The sequence below is a fragment of the Nonomuraea sp. NPDC049649 genome (assembly GCF_040675175.1).
Classification (GTDB): domain Bacteria; phylum Actinomycetota; class Actinomycetes; order Streptosporangiales; family Streptosporangiaceae; genus Nonomuraea.
In genome coordinates, this window is record NZ_JBFAOH010000042.1 from 29,602 (window position 1) to 56,446 (window position 26,845).

The 26,845-nt window shown below is 72.6% G+C and carries 23 protein-coding genes and 1 pseudogene; 10 read left to right on the forward strand and 14 right to left on the reverse strand.

The window, feature by feature from the left end; translation table 11 throughout:
* Positions 1–6: 6 nt before the first annotated feature.
* On the reverse strand, positions 7–747 hold the full coding sequence (locus AB0J42_RS32220) for a hypothetical protein (protein ID WP_364301166.1): 741 nt from the start codon (positions 745–747) through the stop codon (positions 7–9).
* Positions 744–1,109 carry a DoxX family protein gene (locus AB0J42_RS32225; protein WP_364301168.1) on the reverse strand — a complete coding sequence of 122 codons (366 nt, stop codon included), beginning with the start codon at positions 1,107–1,109 and terminating at the stop codon, positions 744–746. Before AB0J42_RS32225 ends, AB0J42_RS32220 begins: the two co-directional genes overlap by 4 nt.
* 61 nt (positions 1,110–1,170) lie before the next feature.
* Here AB0J42_RS32225 and AB0J42_RS32230 point away from each other — a divergent pair, with 61 nt between their 5' ends.
* The gene (locus AB0J42_RS32230; protein ID WP_364301170.1) at positions 1,171–2,061 is read left to right on the forward strand and encodes a LysR family transcriptional regulator; all 891 of its coding nucleotides are present in this window, start codon (positions 1,171–1,173) and stop codon (positions 2,059–2,061) included.
* On the opposite strand, the gene AB0J42_RS32235 is transcribed toward AB0J42_RS32230, so the two are convergent.
* The gene (locus AB0J42_RS32235; RefSeq protein ID WP_364301173.1) at positions 2,045–2,842 is read right to left on the reverse strand and encodes a universal stress protein; all 798 of its coding nucleotides are present in this window, start codon (positions 2,840–2,842) and stop codon (positions 2,045–2,047) included. The two genes, AB0J42_RS32230 and AB0J42_RS32235, sit on opposite strands and share 17 nt — an antisense overlap.
* 208 nt (positions 2,843–3,050) lie before the next feature.
* Between AB0J42_RS32235 and AB0J42_RS32240 the strand changes: the two genes are divergently transcribed.
* Positions 3,051–6,857: a multicopper oxidase domain-containing protein gene (locus tag AB0J42_RS32240; RefSeq protein ID WP_364301175.1), complete on the forward strand. Its 3,807-nt coding sequence runs from the start codon at positions 3,051–3,053 to the stop codon at positions 6,855–6,857.
* A gap of 68 nt (positions 6,858–6,925) precedes the next feature.
* Here AB0J42_RS32240 and AB0J42_RS32245 read toward each other — a convergent pair whose 3' ends face one another.
* From AB0J42_RS32245 to AB0J42_RS32275, 7 genes and pseudogenes are all read right to left on the reverse strand, one after another.
* Positions 6,926–8,152, reverse strand: coding sequence for a hypothetical protein (locus AB0J42_RS32245; RefSeq protein WP_364301178.1), 1,227 nt, complete (start codon positions 8,150–8,152; stop codon positions 6,926–6,928).
* Between the two features lie 81 nt (positions 8,153–8,233).
* Entirely contained in the window at positions 8,234–11,236 is a 3,003-nt protein-coding gene (locus AB0J42_RS32250; RefSeq protein ID WP_364301180.1) for a BTAD domain-containing putative transcriptional regulator, read from the reverse strand.
* 57 nt (positions 11,237–11,293) lie between these two features.
* On the reverse strand, positions 11,294–12,025 hold the full coding sequence (locus AB0J42_RS32255; RefSeq protein WP_364301182.1) for a DUF2249 domain-containing protein: 732 nt from the start codon (positions 12,023–12,025) through the stop codon (positions 11,294–11,296).
* Positions 12,026–12,276: 251 nt separating this feature from the next.
* Positions 12,277–13,038, reverse strand: a complete 762-nt coding sequence (locus AB0J42_RS32260; RefSeq protein ID WP_364301185.1) for an SDR family oxidoreductase — start codon at positions 13,036–13,038, stop codon at positions 12,277–12,279.
* Positions 13,035–13,436: a hypothetical protein gene (locus AB0J42_RS32265; RefSeq protein WP_364301187.1), complete on the reverse strand. Its 402-nt coding sequence runs from the start codon at positions 13,434–13,436 to the stop codon at positions 13,035–13,037. Before AB0J42_RS32265 ends, AB0J42_RS32260 begins: the two co-directional genes overlap by 4 nt.
* Positions 13,437–13,445: 9 nt before the next feature.
* Positions 13,446–13,520, reverse strand: a pseudogene (locus tag AB0J42_RS32270) (hypothetical protein); the annotation flags it as partial.
* A 15-nt stretch (positions 13,521–13,535) separates the two neighbouring features.
* Positions 13,536–15,656, reverse strand: a complete 2,121-nt coding sequence (locus tag AB0J42_RS32275; protein WP_364301190.1) for a BTAD domain-containing putative transcriptional regulator — start codon at positions 15,654–15,656, stop codon at positions 13,536–13,538.
* 59 nt (positions 15,657–15,715) lie between these two features.
* On the opposite strand from AB0J42_RS32275, the gene AB0J42_RS32280 reads away from it, so the two are divergent.
* Together AB0J42_RS32280 and AB0J42_RS32285 are read left to right on the forward strand one after the other, a co-directional pair.
* Complete coding sequence (locus AB0J42_RS32280; RefSeq protein ID WP_364301192.1) at positions 15,716–17,200, forward strand: MFS transporter; 1,485 nt, start codon at positions 15,716–15,718, stop codon at positions 17,198–17,200.
* Positions 17,201–17,276: 76 nt separating this feature from the next.
* Positions 17,277–18,089 (forward strand): hypothetical protein, encoded by an 813-nt coding sequence (locus tag AB0J42_RS32285; RefSeq protein WP_364301194.1) that lies wholly within the window; start codon positions 17,277–17,279, stop codon positions 18,087–18,089.
* Positions 18,090–18,100: 11 nt separating this feature from the next.
* Here the strand turns inward: AB0J42_RS32285 and AB0J42_RS32290 are convergent, their stop codons facing one another.
* Positions 18,101–19,234, reverse strand: coding sequence for an NAD(P)/FAD-dependent oxidoreductase (locus tag AB0J42_RS32290; protein WP_364301196.1), 1,134 nt, complete (start codon positions 19,232–19,234; stop codon positions 18,101–18,103).
* 81 nt (positions 19,235–19,315) lie between these two features.
* Between AB0J42_RS32290 and AB0J42_RS32295 the strand changes: the two genes are divergently transcribed.
* The 3 genes from AB0J42_RS32295 to AB0J42_RS32305 all read left to right on the forward strand — a co-directional run bounded on the left by AB0J42_RS32295 (position 19,316) and on the right by AB0J42_RS32305 (position 21,000).
* The gene (locus tag AB0J42_RS32295) at positions 19,316–19,606 is read left to right on the forward strand and encodes a metalloregulator ArsR/SmtB family transcription factor (protein WP_364301198.1); all 291 of its coding nucleotides are present in this window, start codon (positions 19,316–19,318) and stop codon (positions 19,604–19,606) included.
* 43 nt (positions 19,607–19,649) lie between these two features.
* The gene (locus AB0J42_RS32300) at positions 19,650–20,375 is read left to right on the forward strand and encodes a phytanoyl-CoA dioxygenase family protein (protein ID WP_364301200.1); all 726 of its coding nucleotides are present in this window, start codon (positions 19,650–19,652) and stop codon (positions 20,373–20,375) included.
* A gap of 370 nt (positions 20,376–20,745) precedes the next feature.
* Positions 20,746–21,000, forward strand: coding sequence for a hypothetical protein (locus AB0J42_RS32305; protein WP_364301202.1), 255 nt, complete (start codon positions 20,746–20,748; stop codon positions 20,998–21,000).
* An 11-nt stretch (positions 21,001–21,011) separates the two neighbouring features.
* Here AB0J42_RS32305 and AB0J42_RS32310 read toward each other — a convergent pair whose 3' ends face one another.
* Positions 21,012–21,974 (reverse strand): phosphotransferase, encoded by a 963-nt coding sequence (locus AB0J42_RS32310; protein WP_364301204.1) that lies wholly within the window; start codon positions 21,972–21,974, stop codon positions 21,012–21,014.
* Between the two features lie 83 nt (positions 21,975–22,057).
* On the opposite strand from AB0J42_RS32310, the gene AB0J42_RS32315 reads away from it, so the two are divergent.
* Complete coding sequence (locus tag AB0J42_RS32315) at positions 22,058–22,381, forward strand: hypothetical protein (RefSeq protein ID WP_364301206.1); 324 nt, start codon at positions 22,058–22,060, stop codon at positions 22,379–22,381.
* Complete coding sequence (locus tag AB0J42_RS32320) at positions 22,381–23,460, forward strand: NlpC/P60 family protein (protein WP_364301208.1); 1,080 nt, start codon at positions 22,381–22,383, stop codon at positions 23,458–23,460. Before AB0J42_RS32315 ends, AB0J42_RS32320 begins: the two co-directional genes overlap by 1 nt.
* Here AB0J42_RS32320 and AB0J42_RS32325 read toward each other — a convergent pair.
* Positions 23,442–23,852: a VOC family protein gene (locus tag AB0J42_RS32325; RefSeq protein ID WP_364301210.1), complete on the reverse strand. Its 411-nt coding sequence runs from the start codon at positions 23,850–23,852 to the stop codon at positions 23,442–23,444. The genes AB0J42_RS32320 and AB0J42_RS32325 overlap by 19 nt on opposite strands.
* Positions 23,853–23,862: 10 nt before the next feature.
* A complete protein-coding gene (locus tag AB0J42_RS32330; RefSeq protein WP_364301212.1) occupies positions 23,863–24,282 on the reverse strand; it encodes a helix-turn-helix transcriptional regulator in 420 nt (139 codons plus the stop codon).
* A 236-nt stretch (positions 24,283–24,518) separates the two neighbouring features.
* On the opposite strand from AB0J42_RS32330, the gene rpoB reads away from it, so the two are divergent.
* On the forward strand, positions 24,519–26,845 hold a 2,327-nt coding region (gene rpoB, locus AB0J42_RS32335; RefSeq protein ID WP_364301214.1), incomplete at its 3' end, for a DNA-directed RNA polymerase subunit beta.

Consider the following 26,845-nt stretch of genomic DNA (forward strand, 5'->3'; position numbering starts at 1 on the left):
TGGAGCTCACGCGACCTTGGCGGACGGAGCCCTCCACGTGTTGCAGGCTCCCGGCTTGCCCGACTTGTGGCCCTGCTTGGCCCAGTAGACCCGGTTGGCGGTCTTGCCGTCGTTCTTGGAGTACTGGGCGTAGACCTTGGGCTGGCCCGCGTCGTAGAAGGCCGGCCAGTTCTTGACCGTGCGGCCCAGGCTCTTCACGGACACCGCCTGGAAGCACTGCGCCTGCAGCGCGTAGCGGCGGTTCTGCTCCTTCATCACCTTCTCGGAGCCGCCGCTCTGCAGCGCCCACCAGGCCCGGCCGATGCCGGCCTGGCCGGTGACGACGCCGCTCCACGTCCGGGTGATCGAGGCGAGGATCTTCTCGTCGTTCTTGGCCTTGATCCAGTCGTCGGCCAGGCGCACGCTGATGACGGTGCCGCAGATCTCGGCGAAGGATTCGCGTACGTCCATGCCGCTGCCGCAGGCCCGGCGGTCGCTCTTCTCCTTGAACGTCACCTCGACGGGCCGGAAGTCCTCGATGGCGGGCTGCCACGCCTTGTTGAGACAGCCGACGAGGCGGGTGATGTATTTCTTGGTCGACGCCGCGGTGCGGCCCTTGGCCGCGCCGCAGGAGACCTTGGGCAGCTTGGCCGCCTTGTAGAGGTCGTTGTGGGTCAGTTCCGGGGCGCCCTTGACGGGCGCGGCCCACGCCGCGCCGGAGAGGGCGACCACGCCGGCGGCCGTTGCCGCCGCTAAACGAAGGATCATGACGCGGCATCGTACGCCGTATATGTCAGGATGAGCGAGGCGACCGCGAGGGCGAGGAAGGCGCCGGGGATGACCATCTTGCGCAGGACGCGGGCGCGCACGTGCACGGCGATCGCCCCGAGGAAGAACAGCGTCAGACCGGCCGCGGCGGCGACGCCCACGTACGGGACGCCGGCCAGGCCGAGCGCCAGCCCGGCCGCCCCGGCCGCCTTGAGCCAGCCGAGCAGCGGCAGGAACGACCGCGGGATGCCGAGTTCGTCCGCGTTGGCCAGGACGAACCCCGCCCGGGCGAAGTCGGCCCAGGCCGCGGCGGCGTTGACCCCGGCCGTCAGGAGCGTGACGGCCACATATGCGGTGAACATGCCACCAGCCTCGTCCGGGCTCCGCCGAGGCGTCCAATACCTGCATCGATAACCTGGCGGCATGGATGTCGACACGCGGCTGCTGCGCTCTTTCGCGGCGGTGGCGGAGGAGGGGAACCTCACCCGGGCCGCGGGTCGGCTGTTCGTCTCGCAACCGGCGCTGACCAAGCAGATCAGGCAGCTCGAAACCCTGCTGGGGGCGCGGCTGTTCACCCGCTCACGGACCGGCATGGCTCTCACGGAGGCCGGTCGCGCCCTGGCCGCCCGGGTGCCCGCCCTGCTGGAGGCGTGGGACCTGGCCTCGCGGGAGGCCCGGAGCGCTGCCGCGGCGGCGGCCCGCGTGCTGCGGGTCGGCTACCTGGCCAGCGCCGCCAACGAGGCCACCCCGGACATCGTCGCCGCGTTCGCCAGGACGGGCTGGCGGGCGGACCTGAGACAGGCGCCCTGGTCGGACCCGGCCGCCGGGCTCACCTCCGGGGACGTCGACGTCGCCCTCGTACGGCTGCCCTTCCCCGGCCAGGACGGCCTGCGGGTGCGCGAACTGTTCAGCGAGCCCCGCTGGGTCGCGCTGCCGAGCGCGCACCCGCTGGCCGGGCGCGACGTGATCGCCTTCCGCGAGCTGTGGGACGAGCCGTTCGTGGCCGCCCCCGCCGAGACGGGCCGGTGGCGGGACTTCTGGCTGGCCGCCGACGAGCGCGAGGGCCATCCGGTACGGGTCGGCGCCGTGACCGACCAGCCCGACGACTGGCTCAGCGCGATCGCCAACGGCTACGGCGTCGCCCTGGCCCCCGAGTCCAGCGCCCGGTTCTACGCGCGGCCCGGCGTCGTCTACCGGCCCTTGACCGGTGTCAGCCCCAGCCGGGTCGGCGTCGCCTGGGCTCCCGGCAGGGACGCCGACCCGGTCGTCCAGGCTTTCGTCCGGTGCTGCCTGGAGATCAGCGGGGGCGGGTGACCATGACCGGGCAGGGGGCGTGCTGGGCGCAGTACTCGGCGGTGGACCCCATCAGCAGGCCCGCGAGCCGGTTGCGGCCCCGGGAGCCCAGGACGAGCAGGTCCGCCTCGGCGCCGAGCCTCGTCAGCACCTCGCTGGGGTGGCCCTGGACGACGAGGGGCGTGGCCTGGACGCCGGTCTCGGCCAGTTCGCTGGCGAGCGTGCGCTCGCCCCACGCCGTCAGGTCGTCCATGTCGGGCTTGATCAGCTCCACCCCGACGGGATCCCAGTGGACGGCGTACACGGCGTGCAGCTCGGCCTCGCGCAGCGCGGCCTCCTCGGCGGCGACGCGCAGGGCGTGGCGGGCGTGCTCCGACCCGTCCACCGCGACCACCACCCGGCCGTAGAACTCGGACAGGCGCGGCACGTCCGGGACGACCGTCACCGGACACGGCGCCTGGTAGAGGCAGGCCCGGCTGACCGAGCCGAGCAGCAGGGCGGCGAGCCGGGTGTGGCCCCGCGTCCCGACGACCAGCAGGTCGCCGGGGGTGCAGGCGGCGGTGAGCTCGGCCGCCGGCCCGCCCTGGCCGATGCGCAGCTCGGCCCGGCCGCCGGTCAGGTCGTCGACGGCCCGGCGCAGCGCGTCGGCGGTCTTCTCGTCGCGGGCCTTCGCCGGGAGCCGCTCGGGCAGGATCGTCCAGGGCCGCAGCTCGGCGGAGTGCAGGCGGGCCTCGTCGGATGCCCAGGCGAGCGCCCTGGCCGAGCCGGGCGAGCCGTCGAATCCGACGACGATGCGTTCCATGGACGGGTCCTCCTCCAGGCGGGGGTACGGCTGATCGTTTTGCGAGGTTCGTCCGGAATACATGCCCCCGTGGGCGGAGGTCCAAAGCGGGCCATGGGCCCGGGACGAAAGGACCTTAGTCCTTCCGGAGATGACCTTCGGCCCCCGACCGGCGGCGGAACCCGGTCGTAGGTTGGTCGCGTCCGTCCCGGAAGTGGAGCGTTCACCCGTGCCGAAGACCCGCGCGCACCCCGGTCACCAGGTGGCCGCCGGACGGCTCCCCATGCTCGCCGGGGCCGCGGTGGCGCTCCTCGCGGGCATGCTCGGCGGTGTCGCGCTGCTGATCGTCCAGGTGCCGTCGCCCGCCGCGTTCATGGAGCAGCACGGCCCTCTGATGGTGCTGGGCTTCCTGGGCACGCTGATCTCGCTGGAACGCGCGGTGGCGCTCCGGCGGCTCTGGGGTTACGCGGCTCCCGCGCTGTCCGCGCTCGGCGCGGTCGCCCTGGCGGCCGGGGCCGAGCGGGCCGGTCAGGTGGCGCTGACCGCCGCGGGCGGCTGGCTGGTCGCCGTCTACGTGGCGCTGCTGGGCCGGCGGGTCGGCCGCGAGACCCTCATGCAACTGGCCGGGGCGCTGGCCTGGTTCGGCGGCGGGCTGCTCTGGCTGGCCGGGCGGCCGATCGGGGAACTGGTGGTCTGGTTCGCCGCGTTCCTCGTGCTGACCATCGCCGCCGAACGGCTGGAGCTGGCCCACGTCTCCTTCCTGCGCTCCGGGGCGAGCGGCGGCCTGGTCGCCGCGGTCTCGGTGATCGGCGCCGGGACCCTGGTCTCGCTCGCCGCCCCCGAGGCGGGCGCGCGCACGGCCGGGGCCGGGATGGTCCTGGTCGCCGTCTGGCTGGCCTGGCACGACGTGGCCCGCCGCACCATCCGCGGCGCCGGGCTGCCCCGCTACGCGGCGGCGTGCCTGCTGGCCGGATACGCCTGGCTCGGCGTGGCCGGAGCGCTCTGGGCGGCCACCGGCCTGTCGTCCGGCCGGTACCTGTACGACGCGGCCCTGCACGCGCTCTTCCTCGGCTTCGTGATCTCGATGGTCTTCGGCCACGCCCCGGTGATCCTGCCCGCCGTGCTGCGGGTGCGGCTCCCGTACCGGCCCATCCTGTACGCGCCGCTCGCGCTCCTGCACCTGGCCGTGGCCGCCCGCGTCGCCGGTGACCTGGCCGCCGCGAACCCGGTGCGCACGCTGGGCGGCGTGCTGGCCGTGTTCGCACTGCTCTTGTTCGCCGGATCCGCGGTCGTGGCGTCGCGCTCGCGGACCGGTCACGATAGGGAGGTACCGGCGGTGGACCCCGTCGAGGTACGCACACCACCCAGCGCCCCGCCGCGCCCGCGCGCCTCGTGGCACCTGCGGGCGAACGCGATCGTGATCGCCTGGCTGGGCCTGACCGTCGCCGTGGCGCTGGCCGGGGACGCGTTGCCCGCGCCGCGCTGGCTGCTGATCCACGTGTTCCTGCTCGGCGCGGTCTCCACCGCGATCCTCATCTGGAGCGAGCACTTCACCGTCGCGCTGCTCCGCGCCAGGACGCCCGCGCAGCGGGCAAGCCTGACCCGGCTCGCGCTGCTCAACGCCGCCACGGTCTCGGTCCTGGCCGGCGTCGCCATCGGCCCCTGGCAGCTCGCCGCCGCCGGTGCGGGCGTGGTGGTCGGCGTCGTGCTGTGGCACGCGTACGCCCTGATCCGGCTGCTGCGCCGGGCGCTGCCCGGCAGGTTCGGGCACGTCATCGGCTGGTACGTGAGCGCGGCCGGCGCACTGGCGGCCGGAGGCGTACTCGGCGGGCTGCTGGCCGCGCACGTCACCCATGGCGAGACCCACGAACACCTGCACGCCGCGCACGCCCAGGTGAACCTGCTCGGCTGGGTGGGCCTGACCGTCCTGGGCACCCTGTTCACGCTCTGGCCGACCGTGCTGCGCACCCGCATCCCGGACCGCACCCGGCAGGCCTCCCGGATCGGGCTGTGGCTGGCCGCCCCCGGCCTGGCCATGACCGCGGGCGGGCTCCTGGCCGGATGGCGGTGGGCCGCGCTCGCCGGGCTGGCCGCCTACGCCGCCGGGACCGTGGCCGCGCTCGCGCCGCTGGCCGAGGCGGTACGCGCGCGCCGCCCGCACACCGGGGCGGCCTGGACGATGGGGGCCGGGGTCGTCTGGTTCCAGATCGCGCTGGTGGTGAACCTGGCGATCGTCGCCACCCGCCCGCCCGGGGAGATCGCCGACGCCCTCGATCCGCTGCTGCCGCTGGTGCTCGCCGGGTTCGTCGCCCAGGTGCTGCTCGGCTCGCTGCTGCACCTGCTGCCCGCGGTGCTCGGCGGCGGCCCGGCCCGGTTCAAGGCGAACGCGGCGCTGCTGGAGCGCGGCTGGGCGGTGCGGCTGGGGGCATTCAACCTCGGGGTGCCGCTGCTGGCTTTGCCGGTGCCCGTGCCGCTGCGGCTGCTCGGCTGGGCCCTGGTGCTCGCCGCCGCGGCCGCGTTCGTGGCCCTGGCCGCCATCGCCCTGACCCGCTCCCGCACCGCCCCCAAACCCGCGGTCCCGGCCACGGTTGGAGCATCCGCAGGTGGTCTGACGATCGGCAGAAGACCAGGCACGACGACTCTCGGCGGCCCCCCACCGGCCGGAGGCGGCACTCCGGGCGGCCCGCCTGAGGCCGGAGGTCCCACCAGGGGCGGGGGACGGCAAGGGCGGCCCGCGCTGGCCGGTCTGGTGGCCGGGATCCTGCTGACGGCCGCCGCGGTCGTGGTGTCGACCACCGGCGGAGCGAGCCCGGCCGAGCAGGTCACCGCCACCGGCGCGCGGACGGTCGAGGTGACCCTGGTCGGCATGAGCATCCGGCCCTCGGTCATCGAAGCCGCGCCCGGGACCGTACTGACGCTGCGCGTCACCAACGTCGACGCCCAGCGGCACGACCTGCGGCTGGCCACCGGCGAGCGCACCCCGCTGCTGGGCCGCGGCGAGAGCGCCACCCTCACCCTGCAGCCCCTGGCGGAGGCCATCGACGGCTGGTGCACCGTCGCCGGGCACCGCGCCGCGGGCATGACCATGCGCATCGTCCCGACCGGCGCCGCCCCGGCCGACGCGCACCCCGGCCACCACACCACAGGCGGCGACACCGCACGCCTCGATCTGCACGCGCCCATGTCGCCCGGCTGGAAACCGTACGACGCGACGCTCAAGCCCGCGCCCGGAGGCACCGAGCACCAGGTCGAGATCCGCGTGGAGGACGACGTCGTCCAGGAGGTCGCACCCGGCGTGCGGCAGCGCGTGTGGACGTTCAACGGCACCGTCCCCGGCCCGGCGCTGCGCGGCAAGGTCGGCGACGTCTTCACCGTCACGTTCGTCAACAACGGCACGATGGGCCACGGCATCGACTTCCACGCCGGGGCGAACGCGCCCGACCAGGTCATGCGGACCATCGACCCGGGCGAACGGCTCACCTACCGCTTCCGCGCCGACCACGCCGGCGCCTGGCTGTACCACTGCTCGACCATGCCGATGACGCAGCACATCGCCAACGGCATGTACGGCGCCGTGGTCATCGACCCGCCGGACCTGCCCGAGGTGGACCGGGAGTACCTGCTGGTGCAGGGCGAACTCCATCTGGGTGAGCCCGGCAGCGACGCCCAGGTGGCCAAGATCCGCGAGGGGCGCCCGGACGGCTGGATGTTCAACGGCACGGCCGCCGGGTACGACCACGCGCCGCTGGAGGCGAAGGCGGGGGAGCGGGTGCGGATCTGGGCCGTGGCGGCCGGACCCAGCTCGGGCACGTCCCTGCACGTCGTCGGGGCGCCGTTCGACACCATCTACAAGGAGGGCGCGTACCGGCTCAGGAAGGACGACCCGGGCGGCGCGCAGGCGCTGGACCTGGCCCCCGCCCAGGGCGGCTTCGCCGAACTGGTCTTCCCCGAGCCGGGCACCTACCCGGTGGTGGACCACACGATGCGGCAGGCCGAGGCCGGGGCGCACGGCCTGTTCAAGGTGACCGCCCGCTGACCAGGCCGCCGAACACTCCCCAGGAACAACGGAGAAGCGGTGCCCGGACGGCCGGCGCGTGCGGCACTTCATCCCGCATCGCCCAGCTGTGCGCGCCACGTGGTGCCGTTGCGCTCGTGCACAGCGGTGGTGAGCATGCTCGCCGCCAGGTACCGCTCGACGGGCGTGACGTCGCAGACGGCCAGGAGCTGGTACAGCATGTCGGTGCCGAACCGGTAGACAGTGAACGACCGGGCGATCTCCGGACGGGCGAAGTCGACGGCCCGCAGGGCGCGGTGGCAGTCGCCGGAGGCGGTGCGCTCGGCGGGGTTCCGGTGTCGGGCGGCCTCGGGATCACCCGGCTCGGCCGCCTGCTCGGCGTGGCCGCCGCCGAACTCCGCGGTCAGGCTCCCGTCGTCGAACGCGGGCTCGGCCAGCAGGCGGGCGGAAATGCTCCAGGCTTGCCAGGCGGCCTCCACCTGGTCGGCCGGGTGGCCGTCCGCCACCCGGCCGACGAGCTGGAGCACCTGGGCCCGGTTGCTCGCCCAACCGGCCTCGAGCGTACTCAGCAGCCGCCCGTCCGGGTCGTGCCGGAGGAGGAACTCCTCGACGTGCGAGAGGAAGGAGTGGTAGCCGAGCGCCTGGTCGTGGGGGTAGCGGCCGGCGTGGACGGCCATCGCGGTCATCGCGAGCCTGACTCTTCCCGCCGTGCTGTCATCGGCCCCGGCCAGCTGGCCGAGGGAGTGCTCCAGCGCCGGGAGGCCGGCTTCCAGCGTCTCGGCGCGCAACCGTACCAGCTCGGGAGATCCGAGCAACGCGGTCAGGCGGCCGGTTTCGGCCGGGCCGACGGTGACGGTGTTGTCGGCGTGGATGGGCTCGTACGGCGGAGGCGCCGGCTCCATGCGTCCGGCCCGGAACGCGTCCGCGAGCAGCTCGCCGGTCCCGGGCGAGCCGGTGGAAGGATGACGTCTCAGGTGCTCGCGCAGTCGTCCGGAGAGCATCTCCGCCGCGACCGCGACCAGTTCCTCGGGGCCGCGCAGCCGTACCCGCACGTGGGGCCCGTGCAGCCGGTGGCGCTCCAGGTGGCCGCGCACCCCTGGGCACGCGGCCAGGACTGCGCGCAGCCCGGGAATCACCGCCGTTCTGATCAGCGGCGCCTTGACCGGGTCGTAGAAGTAGCAGACGACGTCGAGCTCGGTCACCGGCTCACCGTCCCCGGCCGTGCCCCGGGCGTCGGTGACGAACCTGGACAGTGAGGGGAAGCTGCCACCGCCGGCAAGCCTGGGATCGTCGATGACAAGAGGAACCGAGGTCATGGGGACTCCATACGTGTCCTGACAAATCCTTACGGGGCACGATAGAAATCCGCATTGGACGGCGACTGGACAGCTAATGGATCAGGAGTTCCCCGTCACGCTGTCCCCCAGGGCTTCCAGCTCAGCCGCTTCGTCGAGGTTGCCCAGACACCGGAAGACGCTCTCGGCTTCGCGCCAGGCCGCCAGGGCGGCGCCGGGCTCCCCGAGCAGCGTGTGCGCGTGCCCGAGCGCCTTCAGCACCATCGCCTGCAAGTGCAGCACCCCGTGGCCGCGGAAGACCGCCAGCGCCCGCAGCAGCCCGTCCCGGGCCGGCTCGGCGCGGCCCTCCACCAGGTGCCGGGTGGCCTGGCTGCGCCAGACCAGGGCGTGCGCGAACTCGCCGCCCATGTCCTCGGCGAGCACCTCCGCCTGATCGAGGTAGCCGGCCGCGTCGGGCCTGCCTTGCAGCAGCCTGGTCTCTCCGAGTACGAGCAGCGCCAGCAGCTCCTTCACCCGCACGCCCAGCTGCCGCGCGAGCCGCAGCATCTCCAGCAGCAGGTGCCGCGACTCCTCGAACCGGCCCTGGTAGAACCTGACCATGCCGAGCGAGCGCAGCCCCATCAGGCGCAACCGGCTGAGCCGGCGGCCCTCGGTCCGTTCCAGCACCCGTTCCAGGTGGTACGAGGCGACCTCCAGCTTCCCCTGCTCCCGGTAGATGAAGCCGAGCGCGGAGTGGAGGAAGTCCAGCTCGGCGTCGTGGCCCAGGGTCACGGCCAGCGCCTCCGCCAGCTGGAGCTGCTCCAGCCCTTCCCCGGCCAGCCCGCCGGCCACGAGCGCGGTGCCGAGCAGCACCTGCGCGTCGACCTCGCCGTGCGTGTCGCCGGCCGCCCTGAACAGGCCCAGAGCCAGCTCGGCGTGGTCACGCATGACCTGCGGCTGCACCACGGGCAGGCACGCCAGGTAGGCGAGGCTCCGCGCCAGGACCGCCCGCCCCCGCGGCTCCGCCTCGCACGCGGCCAGCGCCACCGTGTGGTGGGCCCGCCACTCGTCGAGGAGGTCGCGCATCTCGTAGAAGCCGACGCAGGCCTCCGCCAGGTTCCAGCAGAGATCGGCCTCGCCCTCGCGGGCGCTCTGCGTGATCATGGCGCCCAGGTTGGCGCGTTCGCTCTGGAACCAGCGCACCGGGTCGGCCAGCATGACCTGCGCCCTGTCCGGTGGCAGGCGGCGGCGTGGCGCGTCGCCCGGCAGCGGGAGCAGCGTCCGGTACGCGAGCGCCCGGTCGGCGTCCTCGGCCAGCGCGAGCCAGGTGGCGAAGGCGCGCCGCCGCGCGCTCCGGCGGACCTCGGCGCCGTCCTCGGCCTCGGTGCGTTCCCCCGCGTACAGCCGGATCAGGTCATGCAGGCGGTAGCGCGTCTCGCCGGTCTCGTCCTCACCGGCCACCGACACCAGGTGCGCGTCCACCAGCAGGTCCAGGATCCGCGCGGCCTCCTCCTGCGGCGCGTCGAGCAGGGTCGCGAGCACCCAGTCGGCGAAGTCGGGGACGTCCAGCAGGCCGAGCAGCCGGAAGCCGCGCCGCCCGTCGGGCGGCAGTGAGGCGTAGCTGAGCTCGAAGGACGCCCGCACGGCCAGGTCGCCGACCGCGAGCTGGTCGAGCCGCCGCCGCTCGTCGCCGAGCTGCCGGTGGAACCGGCCCAGGCTCAGCCGCGGCTGGGCGGCGACCCGGGCGCCGGTCACCCGGACCGCGAGCGGAATGTGGCCGCAGGCCTCCACGATCGCCCGCGCCGTCGCCTGGTCGGCCCGCACCCTGGACTCGCCGATCAGGCGGATGAGCAGGTCGAGCGCCTCCTGAGGGTGGAAGACGTCGAGATCGACGTGGTGGCCCCCGCTCAGCCCGCGCAGCCTGGACCTGCTGGTGACCACCGTCGCGCAGGTGGCCGCGCCGGGCAGGAGCGGGCGCACCTGCGCCTCGTCCAGGGCGTTGTCCAGCACGACGAGCATCCGGCGTCCCGCCAGCCGGCTCCGGTAGAGGGTCGCCCGGTCCTCCAGTTCCGCGGGGATCACCGAACCGTCCACGCCCAGCGCGAGCAGCATCCGGTTCAGCACGGCCGAGGGGTCCACCGCGCGGGCGTCGGTTCCGTGCAGGTCCACGTAGAGCTGGCCGTCCGGGTAGCGGTCACGCAGCCGGTGGCCCGCGTGCACGGCCAGCGTGGTCTTGCCGACCCCGCCCATCCCGGTGATGACCACCAGCGGCATCGCGGTGCGCTCCTCCGAGCCGAGCATGCGGGTCAGCGCCGACACCTGCTCCAGCCGTCCGCTGAAGTCCACGATGTCGGGCGGCAGCTGGGCCGGTGGGGGAAGCCGGGAGGGCGTGATCCGGACCGTCTCGTCGTCCAGCGCCGCGGTGTAGGCCGCCTCCAGCTCGGGACCGGGACCGACGCCCAGCTCCTCTTCGAGACGGCGGCTGATCTCCCGGTAGCGCAGCAGGGCGTCCGTGCGCCGGCCGGCGGCGAGGCAGAGGCGGATGAGGACGCTGTGCACGCGTTCGTCCAGGGGAAGCATCCGGGCGATGTCCTCGCCGTACGGAAGGATGTCCGCCGCCCGGTCCTCGCGGAGGGCCGCGTCGGCGAAGCGGCAGAACGCGTCGACCAGCTCCCCGGCCAGGCTGGTCAGCCGCGGATGCCCGGCGAGGGGCGCCAGCTCGGCCAGGGGTTCGCCGCGCCAGAGCGTCAGGGCCTGCTCGACCTGGTCGTAGCCGCTCACGTTCGCGGCGAGCTCCCTGAAACGCTCCACGTCCATCTCGACCAGGCCGGGGTCGAGCGCGTATCCGTCGCCGACCCGCGGCAGGAGCGGGCTGGACGCCCGGCTGGCACGATCCGGCTCCAGCGTGTGGCGTAATCGCTTCACGTACGTCTGGATGACGTTGACGGCGGTGGCCGGGACCTCCTCGCCCCACAGGGTGTCCGCCAGCTCCTCGATCCGCACGGGTCTGCCCTCGGCGAGGACGAGGCTCGCGAGCACGCATCGCTGCTGGGTGGAGCCGAGATCCAGGGGAACCCCCGACCTCCAGGCCGCCAACGGTCCTAAGATCGTGATCTGTAAAGCCACGCCTGGCAGTATGGTGGCCCCGGGCCCGGGATCCAATGCTTCCCTGACAGCCTGTTGTCAGGGGCGGCCGATCCGGACTCTCCACACCTCCGGGCCCGACTCCAGGTAGTCCCAGGTGAACTCGCCCGGGTGCTCGGCCGCGAACTGGTAGTACAGCGGCTTCGGGTCGTGGTCGTTGACCAGCACGAACGCCGCGGCCGCGGTCAGCTCGGCGAACGCTTTGAAGATCTGCTCGTGGCGCTGGGCCGGGATCAGGCGGCGCACGTCGAGCTCCGGCGACTCGCCCGGCTCCGGCTCCTGCTTGCGCTCCTCCTCGCCGGGCTCGCGGCCCAGGACCTCGTGCATCCCCTTCAGCAGGGCGGCGAGGTCGACTCCCGCACTGGCCAGCGCGGGCAGCAGGACCTCGTTCTCCTTCTCCAGGTGGCTCTGGAAGATCGCGTTCAGCGCCGTCGCGGCGGCGGCGATCTCCGCCGGGGTGCCCGCCGCGGCGAGGTCGGCGGCCAGTTCGCGCAGCGTTACGTGCTCGTCGTGCATCGCCTGCGCCAGCAGCCTGGTCCTGGGCAGGTCGGCGGCGACGCGGTAGACCGTCTCCTCCTCCGCCATCGCGTGTGGCAGCACCTCCTGCCGGCAGAAGTCGACCAGGACGTCGCGCCGGACCGCCGGCGACGTCAGCCGGTCGATCGAGCGGCTGATCGTGAGCGCATGATCGGACACGGTCCGGCTGAGCTGGTCGTGATGGGCGCGGATCGCCGTCAGCACGCCGTCCTGGGTGTCCTTGTCCGCGGTCATGGGTTCCGCCTTTCTATCGGGTGAACACCTGCGGTGCTGCGGCCCGCCGGTGTCGTCGAAGCCGGCGCCTGAAGCGCGACAGCCGTTCGGCGGAGGTACTCCAGCCCGGCGCCCTGAAAACGCTAGATCCCCTCTCCTCCCGCGTCACCGGCTACAGGTCACCGGGCGGACGGGCCGTTGGACCCGGATTTCAGGGCCGTTCTCCTCTTGCGCGACGCCCTTCCCGTAGTCGTCCGTACGGCTCGATCACGTCAGCGCCAGTGCAGATCCCCGATCAGCGCGCTCTCCGCACCCCCGTCGGCGAAGACGACCTGGCCCGTGACGAACCGGTTCTCCGCGCCGGCGAGCCAGCAGATCAGCTCGGCGACCCACTCCGGCCGGCCGGGAAAGCCGCCGAACGGCTGAGGAGACGCGGCCTCCACCGCGCTGCGCACGTCGTCGCTGGCGAAGATGTACGCGGCGGCGGGCGTGTCCACGACGCCCGGGGCGACGGCGTTGAGCGCGATGCCGGACCCCGCCCACTCGGGGGTCGGGGCGGCCCTGCGCACCCAGCGGTTCAGTGCGCGCTTGGCGATGCCGTAGGCGCCGATGCCCGGATCCTCCCGTACGAGAGCGACGGCGGCGGCTTCGTCGCCGTCGAGACACGCCTGGACCACGCGCTCGTCCGCGGGCGCGAGCGAGGAGGTCGACGACACGGCCACGGCTCGGGGCGCCTCGCTCCGCGCCAGCAGCGGGCGCAGCCCTTCGAGGGTCGCGACCGCGCCGAAGTAGTTCGTCTCGAGGAGCCCGGTCTTGCCGCCGCCGGCGACGGCGAGCACGGCGTCGACGGGGCCCCGCTCGGTCACCTGGCCGACCAGGGCCTGCCGTCCCTCAGGGGTCGATAAGTCGGCCTGGATGTCGGCGTCACTGAGATCGCATCCGATGACCTTCGCGCCGCGCTCACAGAGCAGGGCCGCGGTCGCGGCGCCGATGCCCGACGCCGAGCCGGTCACGACATAGGTCCGTCCTGTCATGGGTGTTCCTTTCCTGTGGCGCGGTCGAAGAGCCCGGCCAGTTCGTCCGCGCAGCGCACGGGGTCGAGGCCGGTGGCGATGAGCGGGGCCGCACTGTCGATCGAGGCGCGCAGTGCCGCCGCCATCACCTGCGGGTCGAACGCGCGGAAGACGCCGGTGCGCTGCCCCTCGGCGAACAGGTCGGCCAGCCTGCGCTGGGAGTCGAGGTGGTGTCGCTCCCAGTCGCCCAGGCCGCCGTTGAGCAGGATCTGCCGGAGCGCCTCCACCTCCTGCGGGTGGTCGGCGATGAACATCACGTTCGCCCGGATGGCGGTGGCGAGCAGCTCGCGGGCGCCGGTCACGCCGCTGAGAGCGGCCTGCATGTACTGCTCGCTGTCCGCGACGACCTGGCCTGCCACGGCCGCGAACAGCTCGTCCTTGCTGGAGAAGTGGTAGGTGATCAGCCGCTTGCTGCTGAGCCCGGCCTCCTTGCAGATGGCCTCGAAGGTGGTGGCCTGTCAACGGACGAGTTCCCGTGGCTCGGGCGCTCCGGGCAGTCTTCCGGCCTGCACCCAGTACCAGCCGAGCGAGGAGGTGAACCGCGTGACCAGCGCCGTGTCGCCCAGGCTCGTCGCCGCGTCCAGGGCCGCGCGCAGGTTCGCGACCTCGGCGTCCAGCCTGCGGATCCAGCGGTGCCGTGCGGGGCCGCTGCGGTACGTCTCGGCGCATTCGGCGAGCCGGGTGTAATAGACGGCGTACCAGCGCAGCACCCGATCGTGCTCGCCCGCCTCACGCAACCGCTCCAGCCCGTACGCGGCCACGGACTCCAGCAACCGATACCGGTCACCCGTCCGCACCACCAGCGACCGGTCCACCAGCCGCGCCAGCAGGTCGGCGACGTCCTCCGTCGTGACATCCGCGTGCTCAGCGGGGAGATCCGAACATCCTCCTGGGCCCGCTGCCTGCGGCTTCTTCGAGTCAGGCGACGGCCCTTCCGTGGGGAAGCCGGGCGGCCAGCTTTCCGGTGGGGCGCAGACCTGTTCGGCGGCGTCCAGGGTGCAGCCGCCGGCCTGGACGGACAGGCGGCGCAGCACCACCCGTTCCGGTTCGGTGAGCAGGTCCCAGCTCCAATCGAGGGCCGCCCTGAGGGTCCGCTGGTGCGCGGGACCGGTCCGGCGGCCCGCCGACAGCAGGCGGAAGCGGTCGTCCAGCCGCGCCGCCAGAGCCTGGACGCCCAGGGAACGGACCCGGGCCGCGGCCAGTTCCAGCGCCAGCGGGATGCCGTCGAGACGGCGGCAGATCATCTCGGCGGCCTCCGCGTCCCCGCCTCTCAGGGCGAAGCCCGGCTGGGCGTCGGCGGCACGCGCGGCGAACAGCCGCATCGCGAACCCCATGTCCAGCGGCGGCACCTCACGCACCACCTCACCGCTCACCCCCAGCGGCTCCCGGCTGGTGGTGAGGACCCGCACTCCGGGGCAGTGACGTAGCAGCCGCTCGACAAGCTCGGCCACCGGCTCGACCACGTGCTCGCAGTTGTCAAGAACCAGCAGGGCGCGACGCGTGCTCATCACCGCTACCATCCACCCGCCGTCACCCGTCATGGCGGTCCCCACTTGGGGGTCGGCGCGGATGCCGAGGGTGGTCGCGAGGGTTTCCGTCACGTCCGGGGCGGTGCTGGCGGAGGACAGTTCCACCAGGTAGGCGGAGTCGCCGGACAGGCGGCGGGCGGCGGCCAGGGCGAGGCTGCTCTTGCCCACCCCGGCCGGGCCGGTGAGCGTCAGGAGGCGGGTCTTTCCGGCCAGGTCGACCAGGTCGGCGAGGAGGTCGTCCCGGCCGACGAGGGCGGTGAGGGGTTCGGGGAGCCGGGCGGGGGCGGGGGCCGGGGGGTTCGGCGGGCGGCGCAGGTCGGGGCTCTGTTCCAGGATCGCCTGGTGCAGGGCCGCGAGTTCGGGGCCGGGGTCGAGGCCCAGCTCGTCGCGCATCCGGTCGCGCAGGGCCCGGTAGACGTCGAGCGCCTCGGCCTGCCGACCCGAACGGTAGAGGGCGCGCATGAGCAGGCCGTGGAAGCGTTCCCGCGTCGGGTGCTGCGCGGCCAGCTCGGCCAGCTCCGCGACCTGGGAAGCGTCCTGGCCGAGCGTGAGCCGTACGTCCGCGTACTCCTCCAGAGTCGTCAGCCGCTGCTCCTCGAGCCGGGCGGCGGCCCAGCGCGCCAGCGGCTCGCCGGGGAAGCCGGCGAAGGCGGGGCCGCGCCACCAGGACAGGGCCTCGCTCAGCAGGGCGGCCCGCTCTCCCGGGTCGCGGGCGGCCTGGGCCCGGCGGGTGGCCTCGCGGAAGCGGCGGGCGTCGGTGTCGCCGTCGATCAGGTAGCCGGGCGCGCGGGTGATGATCAGTTTCCTGGCTCCCGGCTCCGCGTCGTCGAGCGCCCGGCGCAGTTGCGAGACCTTGGCTCGCAGCGCGCCCAGCGGGTTGCCCGGCGGCTCGGCTACCCAGAGGTTGCCGATCAGGCGCTCGGCGGGCACGACCTGACCGTCACCGGCGAGCAGGCAGGCCAGCAACGTCCGCACTTTGAGTTCGGGCACGTGCACGGCACGGCCGTCGTCGGTGACGGCCTCAAGCGGCCCGAGTACGGCGAAACGCATGCGTCTCACCCTAAGCAGATCCGAATCAGACCCGAACGTCCGCCTTCCAGGCTGATCGCATGACGATGACGACTTCCTCCCGGGCCGGGGCGCGGGCGTGGCTGGGGCTGGGCGTGCTCGCCCTGGCCACGCTCCTGCTCGCGGTGGACAACACGGTCTTGATGCTCGCGCTGCCGCACCTGGCCGCCGACCTGGATCCCAGCGCCACCGAGCTGCTGTGGGTCACTGATGTGTACGGGTTCATGATGGCCGGGTTCATCATCACCATGGGCTCGGTCGGCGACCGGATCGGCCGGCGCAGGCTGCTGCTGATCGGCGCGGCCGCGTTCGCCGCCGCCTCCCTCGTGGCCGCCTACTCCACCACCACCGCGATGCTGATCGCCGCCCGCGTGCTGCTGGGGATCGCGGGCGCCACGATCAGCCCGTCCACGCTGGCGCTGGTGGCGGGGCTGTTCTCCGACGCCAGGCAGCGTGCGCTGGCCATCGGGGTGTTCACCGCCTGTTTCATGGGCGGGGCGGCGCTCGGGCCGGTGATCGGCGGGCTGCTCCTGCAGCATTTCTGGTGGGGTTCGGTGTTCCTGATGGGGGTGCCGATCATGGTCGTGGTCCTGGTGGGCGGCCTGCTTCTGCTGCCGGAGACCGCGGGCGAGGGCTCCGGCCGGCTCGACCCGGCCAGCGTGGCGCTGTCGCTGGCCGCGATCCTGCCGCTCGTCCACGGGCTGAAGGAACTGGCCGACGATCCGGCACAGCCGGTCGCGTACGCGGCGGTCGCCGCGGGCCTGGGGTTCGGCTGGGCTTTCATCCGGCGGCAGCGCGGGCTGGCGGAGCCGCTGGTGGACCTGCGGCTGTTCGGCAACCGTTCGTTCAGCGCCGCCCTGCTGATCCTGGCGCTGGCGATGGTGGTGCAGGGCGGGGTCTACCTGTTCGTGAGCCAGCACCTGCAGCTCGTCGAGGGCCTTTCGCCGCTGGCCGCCGGGCTCTGGATGGCCGTCCCCGCGCTGGCGCTGGTCGTCGGCTCGCTCGTCGCCCCCGTGATCGCGGGCAGGTTCCGGCCGGCCCTCGTGGTGGCGGCCGGGCTGGCGGTGTCGGCGGCGGGATTCGCCGTCGTCGTGGCAGGCGGCGGCCTCGGCACGCTCATCGCGGGTGTCACGGTGGCCTTCCTCGGCATGGCGCCGGTGGGCGCGCTGGGGCTCGGCCTCATCGTCGGAGCGGCGCCGCCGGAGCGGTCCGGGTCCGCGTCCGCGATGGCCGAGTGCGGCGGCGAGCTGGGCATCGCGCTCGGCATCGCACTGCTCGGCAGCGTCGGCACCGCCGTCTACGGCGGCCTGGTCACCTCGCCGCACGCGGGCAGCGCGCTCAGCGAGGCCCTGGCCGCCGCCGCGACGCTGCCGCCCGGCCCGGCCGCCGAGCTGGTGGCGCAGGCGAAGGCCGCCTTCACTCAGTCGCTGCTCGTCGTGGCGGGGGTGAGCGGGGTGCTGGTGCTCGCCCTGGCGGCGGCGGCCATGACGCTCCTGCGGCACCTGCGCCCGATCGGGACGGAGTAACCGGGCGGGGCCCGTGCCGTGGCCGTCCGCTCCCGTTACGTATGAACCCCATAGGTCTGTGGCACGTCCATGAAGCATGAAGAGATCGGGTGTAGTCGTCCTCGCGCTGCTCGTGTCGTTATGCGCCTGCGGTCAGGTGACCGCGGCGGCCGGGACCGAGACGATCGTGCTGGAGCGAGCCGACCAGCCCACCGTGCACCGGCCCACCCTGGAGAAGCTCAAGCGAGAGGCGGAATCGTCGGGCCGCCCGCTGGAGGAGGTGGTCGAGCGGTACGCGGCCCGGCTGGCGGCCACCGCGTCACCCAGGCCGACGGACTTCGACGGATACGACCCCGCGGCGACCGAGCCGGGCGTGACCATCGACGGCATCCCCTACGCCGAACTGGTCGACCTCGGCACCATCGCCAGATCGGAGGGCATCTCCTATGAGGAGGCCATCGACCGCTTCGGTGCGCAATCGTCCAACGGCAAGGTGATCGACCGGCTTCGAGCGGAGTTTGCCGACGAGATCTCCGGCGTCCGATACGTCGATGATCAGCGGGGTCTGCGCGTCGGCTTCAAGGGCCCCATCCCGCCCCGCGCGGTCGAACTGGCCCGGGCCCTTCCTCTGGAGGTCACCTTGATCGGCGGCAAGGGCTTCTCGGACGCCGAGCTCCAGCAGGCCCAGGACACGGTGACCTCCTGGCTCGCGGCCCGTCCCGAGGTGGCCACGATGACGGCGCACTCGGACGACGAGACCGGCCGAGTCAAGGTCACGCTTCAGCCGGAGGTGATGCCGGGCGATGAGGAGGCGTTCAAGCGCAGCCTCGGGCTCCCACGTCTGGACAATCCGCGCATCACCGTCGAGATCGCGCTCTCCGCGGCACCGGTCGGCGTCGTACGGGAGTGAGAAGCATGCGCTCACGCCCGGGCGCGCAGGTGGCGGGCGAGCGCGGCGACGACACGGCGGGCGTCGGCGCCGACTCCGCGCAGGGTGTTGGAGGACGGCGTGCGCTGCCACTCCAAGCCCAGGTAGCCCAGCCCGGGATGGGTGAGCGACAGGCCGTGACGCTGGCGCGGCTGCCCGTCGGCGGTCAGCGCGCCGAGGCCGGGGTGGGTGAGCGACAGACCGCGACGCCGGCGCGGGTGCCCGTCGGCGGTCGGGGCGCCCAGGTCGGCGAGGTAGGGCAGGTTCGGCCGGTAACCGGTGGCCAGCAGCACCGCGTCGACGCGCTCGCTGACGCCGTCGGGCCAGACCGCCTGATCGCCGTCCAGCCGGGCGAACATCGGCCGCCGCGTGTAGTGGCCCTCGCGCAGCGCCCGGCGGTAGCGGCCGTCGTCGAGCACCGGCGCGGCGGGCGGGGCGTCCGCGCGGGCGAGCGGGAGCCGGTCGAAGCCGGTCACGCGGAACCAGAAGTGCAGGTCACGGCCGAGCGGCCGCTGCTCGACGAAGCGGATCGGCGCCCGGCTGACCAGGGTCACCCGGCGCTCGGCCGCCAGCTCGTGCGCGATCTGGACCGCCGAGTTGCCCGCCCCGACCACGATGACGTGCTCGCCGGGCAGTGACGCGGGCGAGCGGTAGTCGGCGGCGTGCAGCACCGGGCCGGTGAAGGCGTCCAGTCCCGGCAGGGCGGGCCGGTGCGGGCGGTCGAAGGAGCCGCTGGCCGCGATGAGGGCGGGGGCGGTCAACTCCTGCCCGTCGGTCAGCCGTACGAGGAAGCCCTTTTCATCAGGCCCGCGCCGGACGGAGAGGACGCGGGCGCCGGTGCGCAGCTCGGCGCCGCGCTCGGTCAGAACGGCGGCATAGCGCGTCAGGTAGGCGACGACTTCGTCGCGGTGTGGGTAGCGCTCGGGATCGCCGTCGAAAGGCAGGCCGGGCAGGGCGCTGTAGCGGGCGGGCGAGAACAGGGTGAGGCTGTCGTAGTAGCGCGGCCAGGACCCGGCCGCGCGGTCGGAAGCCTCCAGCAGCACGGGCCGTAACCCCTGCTCAAGGGCGGCGTACGCGGCGGCGAGGCCGGACTGCCCGGCCCCGACGATCAGTACGTGATGCGGCATGACGGAGAACATATCGTCATTTTCTAATATGTCAATAAGTCGATATATACGCTAAAGTCCCGAGGGCGGGAGGGAGAACCCATGCCATCACAGCTGTCCCAGGCCGCCCAGGACTTCCTCAAGGCCCTGGCGAACCCCGGCCGCCAGCAGATCATGCTCCTGTTCGCCCAGGGCGCCGAGCTCTCGGTCAACCAGGTCGCCGAACGCGCCGGCATCAGCCAGTCCGCCGCCTCCCAGCAACTCGCCCTGCTCCGCCGCGGCGGCGTCGTCACCTCCCGCCGCGACGGCAAAGAGGTGTTGTACCGAGGCGATCGGGACAGCGTCGCCCGCATCCTCGGCGAGCTGCAGGACTACCTGAAGATCTGCTGCTGACCGACCCGGAAAATCGGTGGACAGCGTCGTTAAGGTGGCCGGCATGGCCATCGTGGACGTGGACCGGTTCATCACCGAAGGATTCGTCAAGCTTGAGGCGGCCGTCCCCCGGGAGGTGGGGGACGCGGCCAGGGCGCTGGTGTGGCAGCAGATCGGGCTGTCGCCCGACGGCCCGGACGGGTGGCGGGAGCCGGTGGTGTGGACCGCCGACATGACGGGCCGGGGTGCGTTCGGGGAGATGATGAGCAGCCCGCGGCTGCGCCAGGCGCTGGACGAGATCGCCGGGCCCGGCGGGTGGGTGCCGCGCGACGCCCTGGGCAACATGCCGATCCGCTTCCCCGGCAAGGCGGCGGTCGACGATCGCGGCTGGCACATCGACGCCTCCGTGGCCAGGCCCGACGGCTCGTGGGCGGTGTCGGGGCGGCCGGAGACGATGCTGCTGCTCGTCCTGCTGTCGGAGGTGGGCTACGACGACGCGCCGACCCGCGTCCGGGTGGGCTCCCACCGCGACGCCGAGCGGGCGCTGGGGGAGCGGGTGCTCGACCCGTTCGAGGCCGGGCCGATCCTGGACGCCGCCTCCGCGGACCGGCCGGTGGCGTACGCGACCGGGCTGCCGGGTGACATGTACCTGCTGCACCCGCTGACGGTCCACGCGGCCGACGAGCACCGGGGGACGCGCCCGCGGTTCATGTCCCAGGGGCCGGTGTTCCTGAAGGAGCCGGTCGCGCCGGGCGAGGGCAACGCCCTGGCCCGCGCTCTGCTGCCCTGAAACTCAGTGGTGCGGGGGACCGAGGCGGCTTAGGTTCCCAGCAAGTCCGCTCGATCAAGGGAGATGACGTGACGTTCAAGGTTCTCCACCGGGTGGCTGCCGCCGCGATCTGACCTCCTCAGAGGTCTGCTCCTCGCCGCGGTCGCCGCCGGCAGCCGGTAGCTCACCGTTGACCAGAGGAGAATCGGTGCACGCTCCACGCGCTCCTGCGCCACCTGGCCGAGGGCGGGTTCACCGGCTGCCCCCGGGTGGTCGGCGACGGCCTGGACGCCGACGGGAGCGGAAGATCGCTTCCGGTCGCCTCACCTCACCATGGGGAAGCCCAGAGGACCGGCATCAGCCTGTGACGTGGGCGTGGGATCTTTCCGTCATGCGTACGGTCGCGAGCTGGCTGGGGCTGGCCGGTCACCTGGGCACGCTGGTGCCCTTCTACGCCGCCAGCGGCCTGATGGCGCCGCTCTGGGCGATCGTCGTGCTGCTCGCGGTCTGGGCGGCCCTCCTGGCGGCGGCGGTTCAGGCCGTACGGGCGAGCTCCCCGTGGGGTTTGCTGGTGCCGGTGGTGTCGCTGGCCTTCTGGTGGGCCGCCATGTCCGCGGGAGAGGCCTTCCTGGGCTGGACCGCCTGAATCCGCGGCCGTCACGTCCGTGGTGACCAGGGGCCGGTGGCGAGGCTCTGGACCGTCCAGGCGAGGCCGCGGCGGGCGGTCTCGGTGTCCGGGGTGCGTCGGTGCGGGCCGCAGAGCAGTACGGCGAACTCCGCCACGTCGGCCAGCGCCCACCGCAGCCGGTACAGGGCGACGGCCGCCGGATCGACCCGCCTGCCGGTGGCCCGGGTGTAGGCGTCCAGGTCGGCCGGGTCGGCGGAGACCACGGCGAGGTCCCGTTCGGGGACCGCCAGCCCGACCGTGTCCCAGTCCACCAGCAGCAGGCGGCCGTCACGCCGGATCAGGTTGCCGGGGTGCGGCTCTCCGTGGGTGACCACCGGCGGGTTCCCGCGCACCTGCCCGGCCAGCCGGTCGAACTCGGCCAGCCGCTCCCGCACCGCCCCGCCGTACTCCTTGAGCAGCGCCGCCGCCTCGGCCGAGAACGGTCCCTCGCCGGCGGGGTGGGCGAGCAGGTCCTCCAGCCGGTCGCGCTGGGGGATGTCCAGGGCGACGGCGGGCGTGGTCTCCGGCGGGGTCCGGGCGTGCAGGTCCGCGAGCAGGGTCAGCACCTGGTCGCGTTCGCCTGGGGTCTGCTCGTCCCCGAATCGCCCGGGCTCGCCCGGCTGCCAGGGGAAGAGGGTCACCGCGTACCGTGCCGTCTCCACCACGGGATCGCCGGCGCGTGACCGTACCGGAGCCACCACGAACTCCAGCCCCTCGCGCTCGCGCAGCACCGCCGCGGTCTCCATCGCCTGCCGCAGCCCCGCGAGCCCGCGCTCCTTGCCCGCCGGATCCGACGCCGTGGCGAACCAGCGCCGCCCGTCGGCGTCCAGCACCGACCAGTGGTAGTCGCCGAACCCCACCGGCGCGTACGTGACCTGCTCGGCCTCCACGCCGAACGCGCGCAGCGCCGTCACCAGGTCGGCCGCGCCGAAACCGTCGGGGAGGTCTTCCACAGGGCCACGGTAGCGCCGATCAATCGGGACAGATGCGCTTGTAGTGGATGTTGGTGCAGTATGGTCCGCGGCAGGAAAACAGGATGGCGAAAGTGCGGGAGGATCTGTCGGTGGCGGACCTCGACCTCCACTTCCAGGCACTTGAGGAATGCGCCTCGGCCGCGCGTATAGCGGCCAGCAAGCTCTACGATCTGGCCGGCGACTATCCGGCCGAGAGCGTCAGCTCCTCGATCTTCGGGAAGCTGAGCGACTCGTCCTCCTTGGCCGGCTTCGTGGACGACGTCGAGAAGCTGGTCGACAGCGAGCTCGGCCACGCGCACCGCAAGCTCAAAGGCGTCGAGCGCGCGCTCGACAAGGTCGAGGAGAACGTCCGGACCGCCAACAACGCCAGCGGGGCGGCCGCCTGATGGACCTGGCCACGCAGGTGTCCCAGCTGCCTGGCCCGCGCAGCGGTGAGCTCGCCTCGATCCTGCGCAGCGTCTCCGGCGACCCCGAGGACATCCGCGCCATCGCCACCCGGTGGCGGTCCGCCGCGGGCACGGTGAGCGAGCAGTCCGAACGCGTCAGCACGGCGGTCACCGACGTCAACACCGCCTGGAACGGCGCCTCGGCCGAGACCTTCGAGGACTACATGGAGGGCTACGACAAGGCCGGCGCCTCACTCCACGACGTGCTGCAGGACAGCGCGTCCTCCCTCGACGACGTGGCGGGCGCGCTGGAGACGGCCAAGTCGCAGGTCACCACGATCTGCAACCTGCTGATCGAGTACGCCGAGGACAACGCCGACGACCGCGACGCCGTCATCGCCGAGGTCAGCAAGGCGATCGAAGCGGCCGAGCCGCACAAGACGTCGGCCGGCACGGCCGTCACCTCCGCCATGAACAAGATCGACGGCTACCTGGACGGCCACGAGTCGACCTTCGCCGCGATCAACGCTCCCGGCGACGAGACGTTCGTGCCCGGACCGGACAACATCGTCCACTGGGAGCCCGCGCCGCTGCCACGCGACTTCCCGACCACCTACTCCAGCGCCGACGACGGCTCCGGCCCAAGCCCGCACACCGGATCCACCTCGTACGCCTCCTACGCCGGAGGCTCCGGCGGGCCGCCGCAGCCGATCCCGTTCGCCCCGGGCACCGCCACCGGCGATCGCATCATCGAGGCCGCCCGTCTCCACCTGGGCAAGCCGTACGTGTGGGGAGCCAACGGGCCGAACGCCTTCGACTGCAGCGGGCTCGTCTACTACACGCTGAACCAGGCGGGGGTGAAGATCGGCGACACGACCGCCGCCGGATACCAGGCGAGCGGCACGCCGGTCAGCGACCCGCAACCGGGCGACATGGTCTTCTTCGGCCATCCCGCCGGCCACGTCGGCATCTACATCGGCGACGGCCAGATGATCCACGCGCCCCGGCCCGGATCCTCGGTCCAGGTGGGGAGCGTCGCGGCCGACGGCCGGCCCGTCAGCTACCGCCGCTTCACCTGACCCGGCTCCTGCACGATGCGGACCGTGGTGCCGGAGGGGTCGCGGAAGGCGCAGTCGCGCAGGCCCCGCGGCCGGTCGATGGGTTCCTGGAGGACCTCGGCGCCGGAGGCCCGGACTCTCTCGAAGGTCGCGCCGAGGTCGCCGGTACGGAAGACGACCATGGGCAGGGCGCCCCGGGCGAGCAGTTCCTGGAGGGTGTCGCCGTCCTCCTGGGAGCGGGCTGCGTGCGGCTCGGAGAGCACGATGCCCGGCGGGCCGCCGAGGGTGACCCAGCGGCAGCCGTCCGCCGTGACGTCGTCGCGTACCTCCAGGCCGAGCGCGTCACGGTAGAAGGCGAGCGCCTCGTCCACGTCGTGGACGGCGACATGGCAGTGGTGCAGGGAGACGGTCATGCGGGCCACGCTAGGCGGCCGGCGAGCTCCGGGCTTCTCGGATCCTGACCGGCCGGGTGCGGATCTTCACCACGCAGGGGGCCATCGCTGTGACGGCTTGGTGCTCGCGGGCGCGGTAGGCGCTCGGGGTCTCGCCGACCAGCTCGGTGAAGCGCGAGCTGAACGAGCCGAGCGAGGTGCAGCCGACCGCCATGCACGCGTCGGTCACGCTGACGCCGGCGCGCAGCAGCGCCATCGCCCGTTCGACGCGGCGGGTCATAAGGTAGCTGTACGGGGTCTCGCCGTAGGCCGCCCGGAACTGCCGGGAGAAGTGGGCGGGAGACATGTGGGCGTGGCGGGCCAACGTCGGCACGTCGAGCGGCCGCGCGTACTCCCGGTCGATGAGATCGCGCGCCCGCCGCAGGTGGGTGAGGGTGGCGAGGTCGGCCATGCGCCTAGCCTACAGTGGGTCCCAGACAGTGGGTCCCAGAGCGGGTTGACGTGGCCGCGCGCGCTATGGCACTCTGAAAGCGGCATCGAGGTTGACGCTTATAGTACTGGTGGACAGGCGTTTCTTGTTCGCGATATGATGCTCCCTCGCGTGCCGCGCGACTCCCCGGATTCGTCCGGGGCGTTTGGCATGCACGCGGTCCGATGCCATCCGTGTTCTCCGGAAGGACCTCTCTGTTGGCAGCCTCGCGCAACGCCTCGACCGGACTCGCCGGTCCCCGTCGCGTTTCTTTCTCGCGTATTCACGAGCCGCTCGAAGTTCCTGATCTTCTCGCTCTGCAGACCGAGTCGTTCGACTGGCTGCTGGGCAACGAGAAGTGGCAGGCCCGGGTTGAGGCGGCTCGACAGGCCGGTCGTAAGGACGTCCCGACCCAGTCGGGCCTCGAAGAGATATTCGAGGAGATCAGTCCCATCGAGGACTTCTCGGGGACGATGTCCTTGTCGTTCCGCGACCACCGGTTCGAGCCGCCCAAGTACTCGATCGAAGAGTGCAAAGACAAGGACATGACCTACTCCGCCCCGATGTTCGTGACGGCGGAGTTCATCAATAACACCACCGGTGAGATCAAGAGCCAGACGGTGTTCATGGGTGACTTCCCGCTCATGACGCCCAAGGGCACTTTCATCATCAACGGCACCGAGCGGGTGGTGGTCTCGCAGCTGGTGCGCTCGCCCGGGGTGTACTTCGACCACAGCGTCGACAAGACCTCCGACAAGGACCTGTACGGCTGCAAGGTGATCCCGTCGCGGGGTGCCTGGCTGGAGTTCGAGATCGACAAGCGCGACAGCGTCGGTGTGCGCATCGACCGTAAGCGCAAGCAGGCCGTGACCGTGCTGCTCAAGGCCCTGGGGTGGACCAACGAGCAGATCCTGGAGCGGTTCGGCCAGTACGAGTCGATGCGGGCGACGCTGGAGAAGGACCACACCGCGGGTCAGGACGACGCGCTGCTCGACATCTACCGCAAGCTTCGGCCGGGTGAGCCGCCGACCAAGGAGTCGGCGCAGACCCTGCTGGAGAACCTGTACTTCAACCCCAAGCGCTACGACCTGGCCAAGGTCGGCCGCTACAAGATCAACAAGAAGCTAGGTGTCACCGCCGACATCACCACGGGGACGCTGACCGAAGAGGACATCGTCGCCATGATCGAGTACCTCGTCCGGCTGCACGCCGGCGAGACCTCGATGGGTGACGCCGTGGTGGAGGTCGACGACATCGACCACCTGGGCAACCGCCGCATCCGCAGCGTCGGCGAGCTCATCCAGAACCAGGTCCGGCTCGGCCTGGCCCGGATGGAGCGCGTCGTCCGCGAGCGGATGACCACCCAGGACGTCGAGGCCATAACGCCGCAGACCCTGATCAACATCCGCCCGGTGGTGGCGGCCATGCGGGAGTTCTTCGGCACCTCGCAGCTGTCGCAGTTCATGGACCACACCAACCCGCTGTCCGGCCTGACCCACAAGCGCCGGCTCAACGCGCTCGGCCCCGGCGGTCTGTCGCGTGAGCGGGCGGGCATGGAGGTCCGGGACGTCCACCCGTCCCACTACGGCCGGATGTGCCCGATCGAGACGCCGGAAGGCCCGAACATCGGCCTGATCGGCTCGCTCGCCTCGTACGGCCGCATCAACCCGTTCGGGTTCATCGAGACGCCCTACCGCAAGGTCGTCGACAGCAAGGTGACCGACCAGATCGACTACCTCACCGCCGACGAGGAGGACCGGTACGTCATCGCCCAGGCGAACTCGCCGCTGGCGGAGGACGGCTCGTTCGCCGAGCGGCGGGTGCTGGTCCGCACCAAGGGCGGCGAGTTCGAGTACGTGCGCTCCAGCGAGGTGCAGTACATGGACGTGTCGCCGCGCCAGATGGTGTCGGTGGCCACCGCGATGATCCCGTTCCTGGAGCACGACGACGCCAACCGGGCCCTGATGGGCGCGAACATGATGCGCCAGTCGGTGCCGCTGCTGCGGAGCGAGGCGCCGCTGGTCGGCACCGGCATGGAGTACCGCGCCGCGACCGACACCGGTGACCTGGTGATCGCCGAGAAGCCGGGTGTGGTGGAGGAGGTCTCGGCCGACTACATCACCGTGGCCAACGACGACGGCACGCACACGACCTACCGGGTGGCCAAGTTCGACCGGTCCAACCAGGGCACCTCGTTCAACCAGAAGCCGATCGTGGCCGAGGGCGACCGGGTCGAGGCCCACCAGGTGATCGCCGACGGCCCGTGCACGCAGAACGGCGAGATGGCGCTGGGCAAGAACCTCCTGGTGGCGTTCATGCCGTGGGAGGGCCACAACTACGAAGACGCCATCATCGTCTCGCAGCGGCTGGTGCAGGACGACGTGCTCTCCTCGATCCACATCGAGGAGCACGAGGTCGACGCCCGCGACACCAAGCTGGGCCCCGAGGAGATCACCCGCGACATCCCGAACGTGTCGGAGGAGGTCCTGGCCGACCTCGACGAGCGCGGCATCATCCGGATCGGCGCCGAGGTCGTGCCCGGCGA

Coding starts and splice junctions, on each gene's coding strand:
- AB0J42_RS32220 (WP_364301166.1), bottom strand. CDS start 747: ATGATCCTTCGTTTAGCGGCGGCAACGGCCGCCGGCGTGGTCGCCCTC.
- AB0J42_RS32225 (WP_364301168.1), bottom strand. CDS start 1,109: ATGTTCACCGCATATGTGGCCGTCACGCTCCTGACGGCCGGGGTCAAC.
- AB0J42_RS32230 (WP_364301170.1), top strand. CDS start 1,171: ATGGATGTCGACACGCGGCTGCTGCGCTCTTTCGCGGCGGTGGCGGAG.
- AB0J42_RS32235 (WP_364301173.1), bottom strand. CDS start 2,842: ATGGAACGCATCGTCGTCGGATTCGACGGCTCGCCCGGCTCGGCCAGG.
- AB0J42_RS32245 (WP_364301178.1), bottom strand. CDS start 8,152: ATGACCTCGGTTCCTCTTGTCATCGACGATCCCAGGCTTGCCGGCGGT.
- AB0J42_RS32255 (WP_364301182.1), bottom strand. CDS start 12,025: ATGACCGCGGACAAGGACACCCAGGACGGCGTGCTGACGGCGATCCGC.
- AB0J42_RS32260 (WP_364301185.1), bottom strand. CDS start 13,038: ATGACAGGACGGACCTATGTCGTGACCGGCTCGGCGTCGGGCATCGGC.
- AB0J42_RS32275 (WP_364301190.1), bottom strand. CDS start 15,656: ATGCGTTTCGCCGTACTCGGGCCGCTTGAGGCCGTCACCGACGACGGC.
- AB0J42_RS32280 (WP_364301192.1), top strand. CDS start 15,716: ATGACGATGACGACTTCCTCCCGGGCCGGGGCGCGGGCGTGGCTGGGG.
- AB0J42_RS32285 (WP_364301194.1), top strand. CDS start 17,277: ATGAAGAGATCGGGTGTAGTCGTCCTCGCGCTGCTCGTGTCGTTATGC.
- AB0J42_RS32290 (WP_364301196.1), bottom strand. CDS start 19,234: ATGCCGCATCACGTACTGATCGTCGGGGCCGGGCAGTCCGGCCTCGCC.
- AB0J42_RS32295 (WP_364301198.1), top strand. CDS start 19,316: ATGCCATCACAGCTGTCCCAGGCCGCCCAGGACTTCCTCAAGGCCCTG.
- AB0J42_RS32300 (WP_364301200.1), top strand. CDS start 19,650: ATGGCCATCGTGGACGTGGACCGGTTCATCACCGAAGGATTCGTCAAG.
- AB0J42_RS32305 (WP_364301202.1), top strand. CDS start 20,746: ATGCGTACGGTCGCGAGCTGGCTGGGGCTGGCCGGTCACCTGGGCACG.
- AB0J42_RS32315 (WP_364301206.1), top strand. CDS start 22,058: ATGGCGAAAGTGCGGGAGGATCTGTCGGTGGCGGACCTCGACCTCCAC.
- AB0J42_RS32320 (WP_364301208.1), top strand. CDS start 22,381: ATGGACCTGGCCACGCAGGTGTCCCAGCTGCCTGGCCCGCGCAGCGGT.
- AB0J42_RS32325 (WP_364301210.1), bottom strand. CDS start 23,852: ATGACCGTCTCCCTGCACCACTGCCATGTCGCCGTCCACGACGTGGAC.
- AB0J42_RS32330 (WP_364301212.1), bottom strand. CDS start 24,282: ATGGCCGACCTCGCCACCCTCACCCACCTGCGGCGGGCGCGCGATCTC.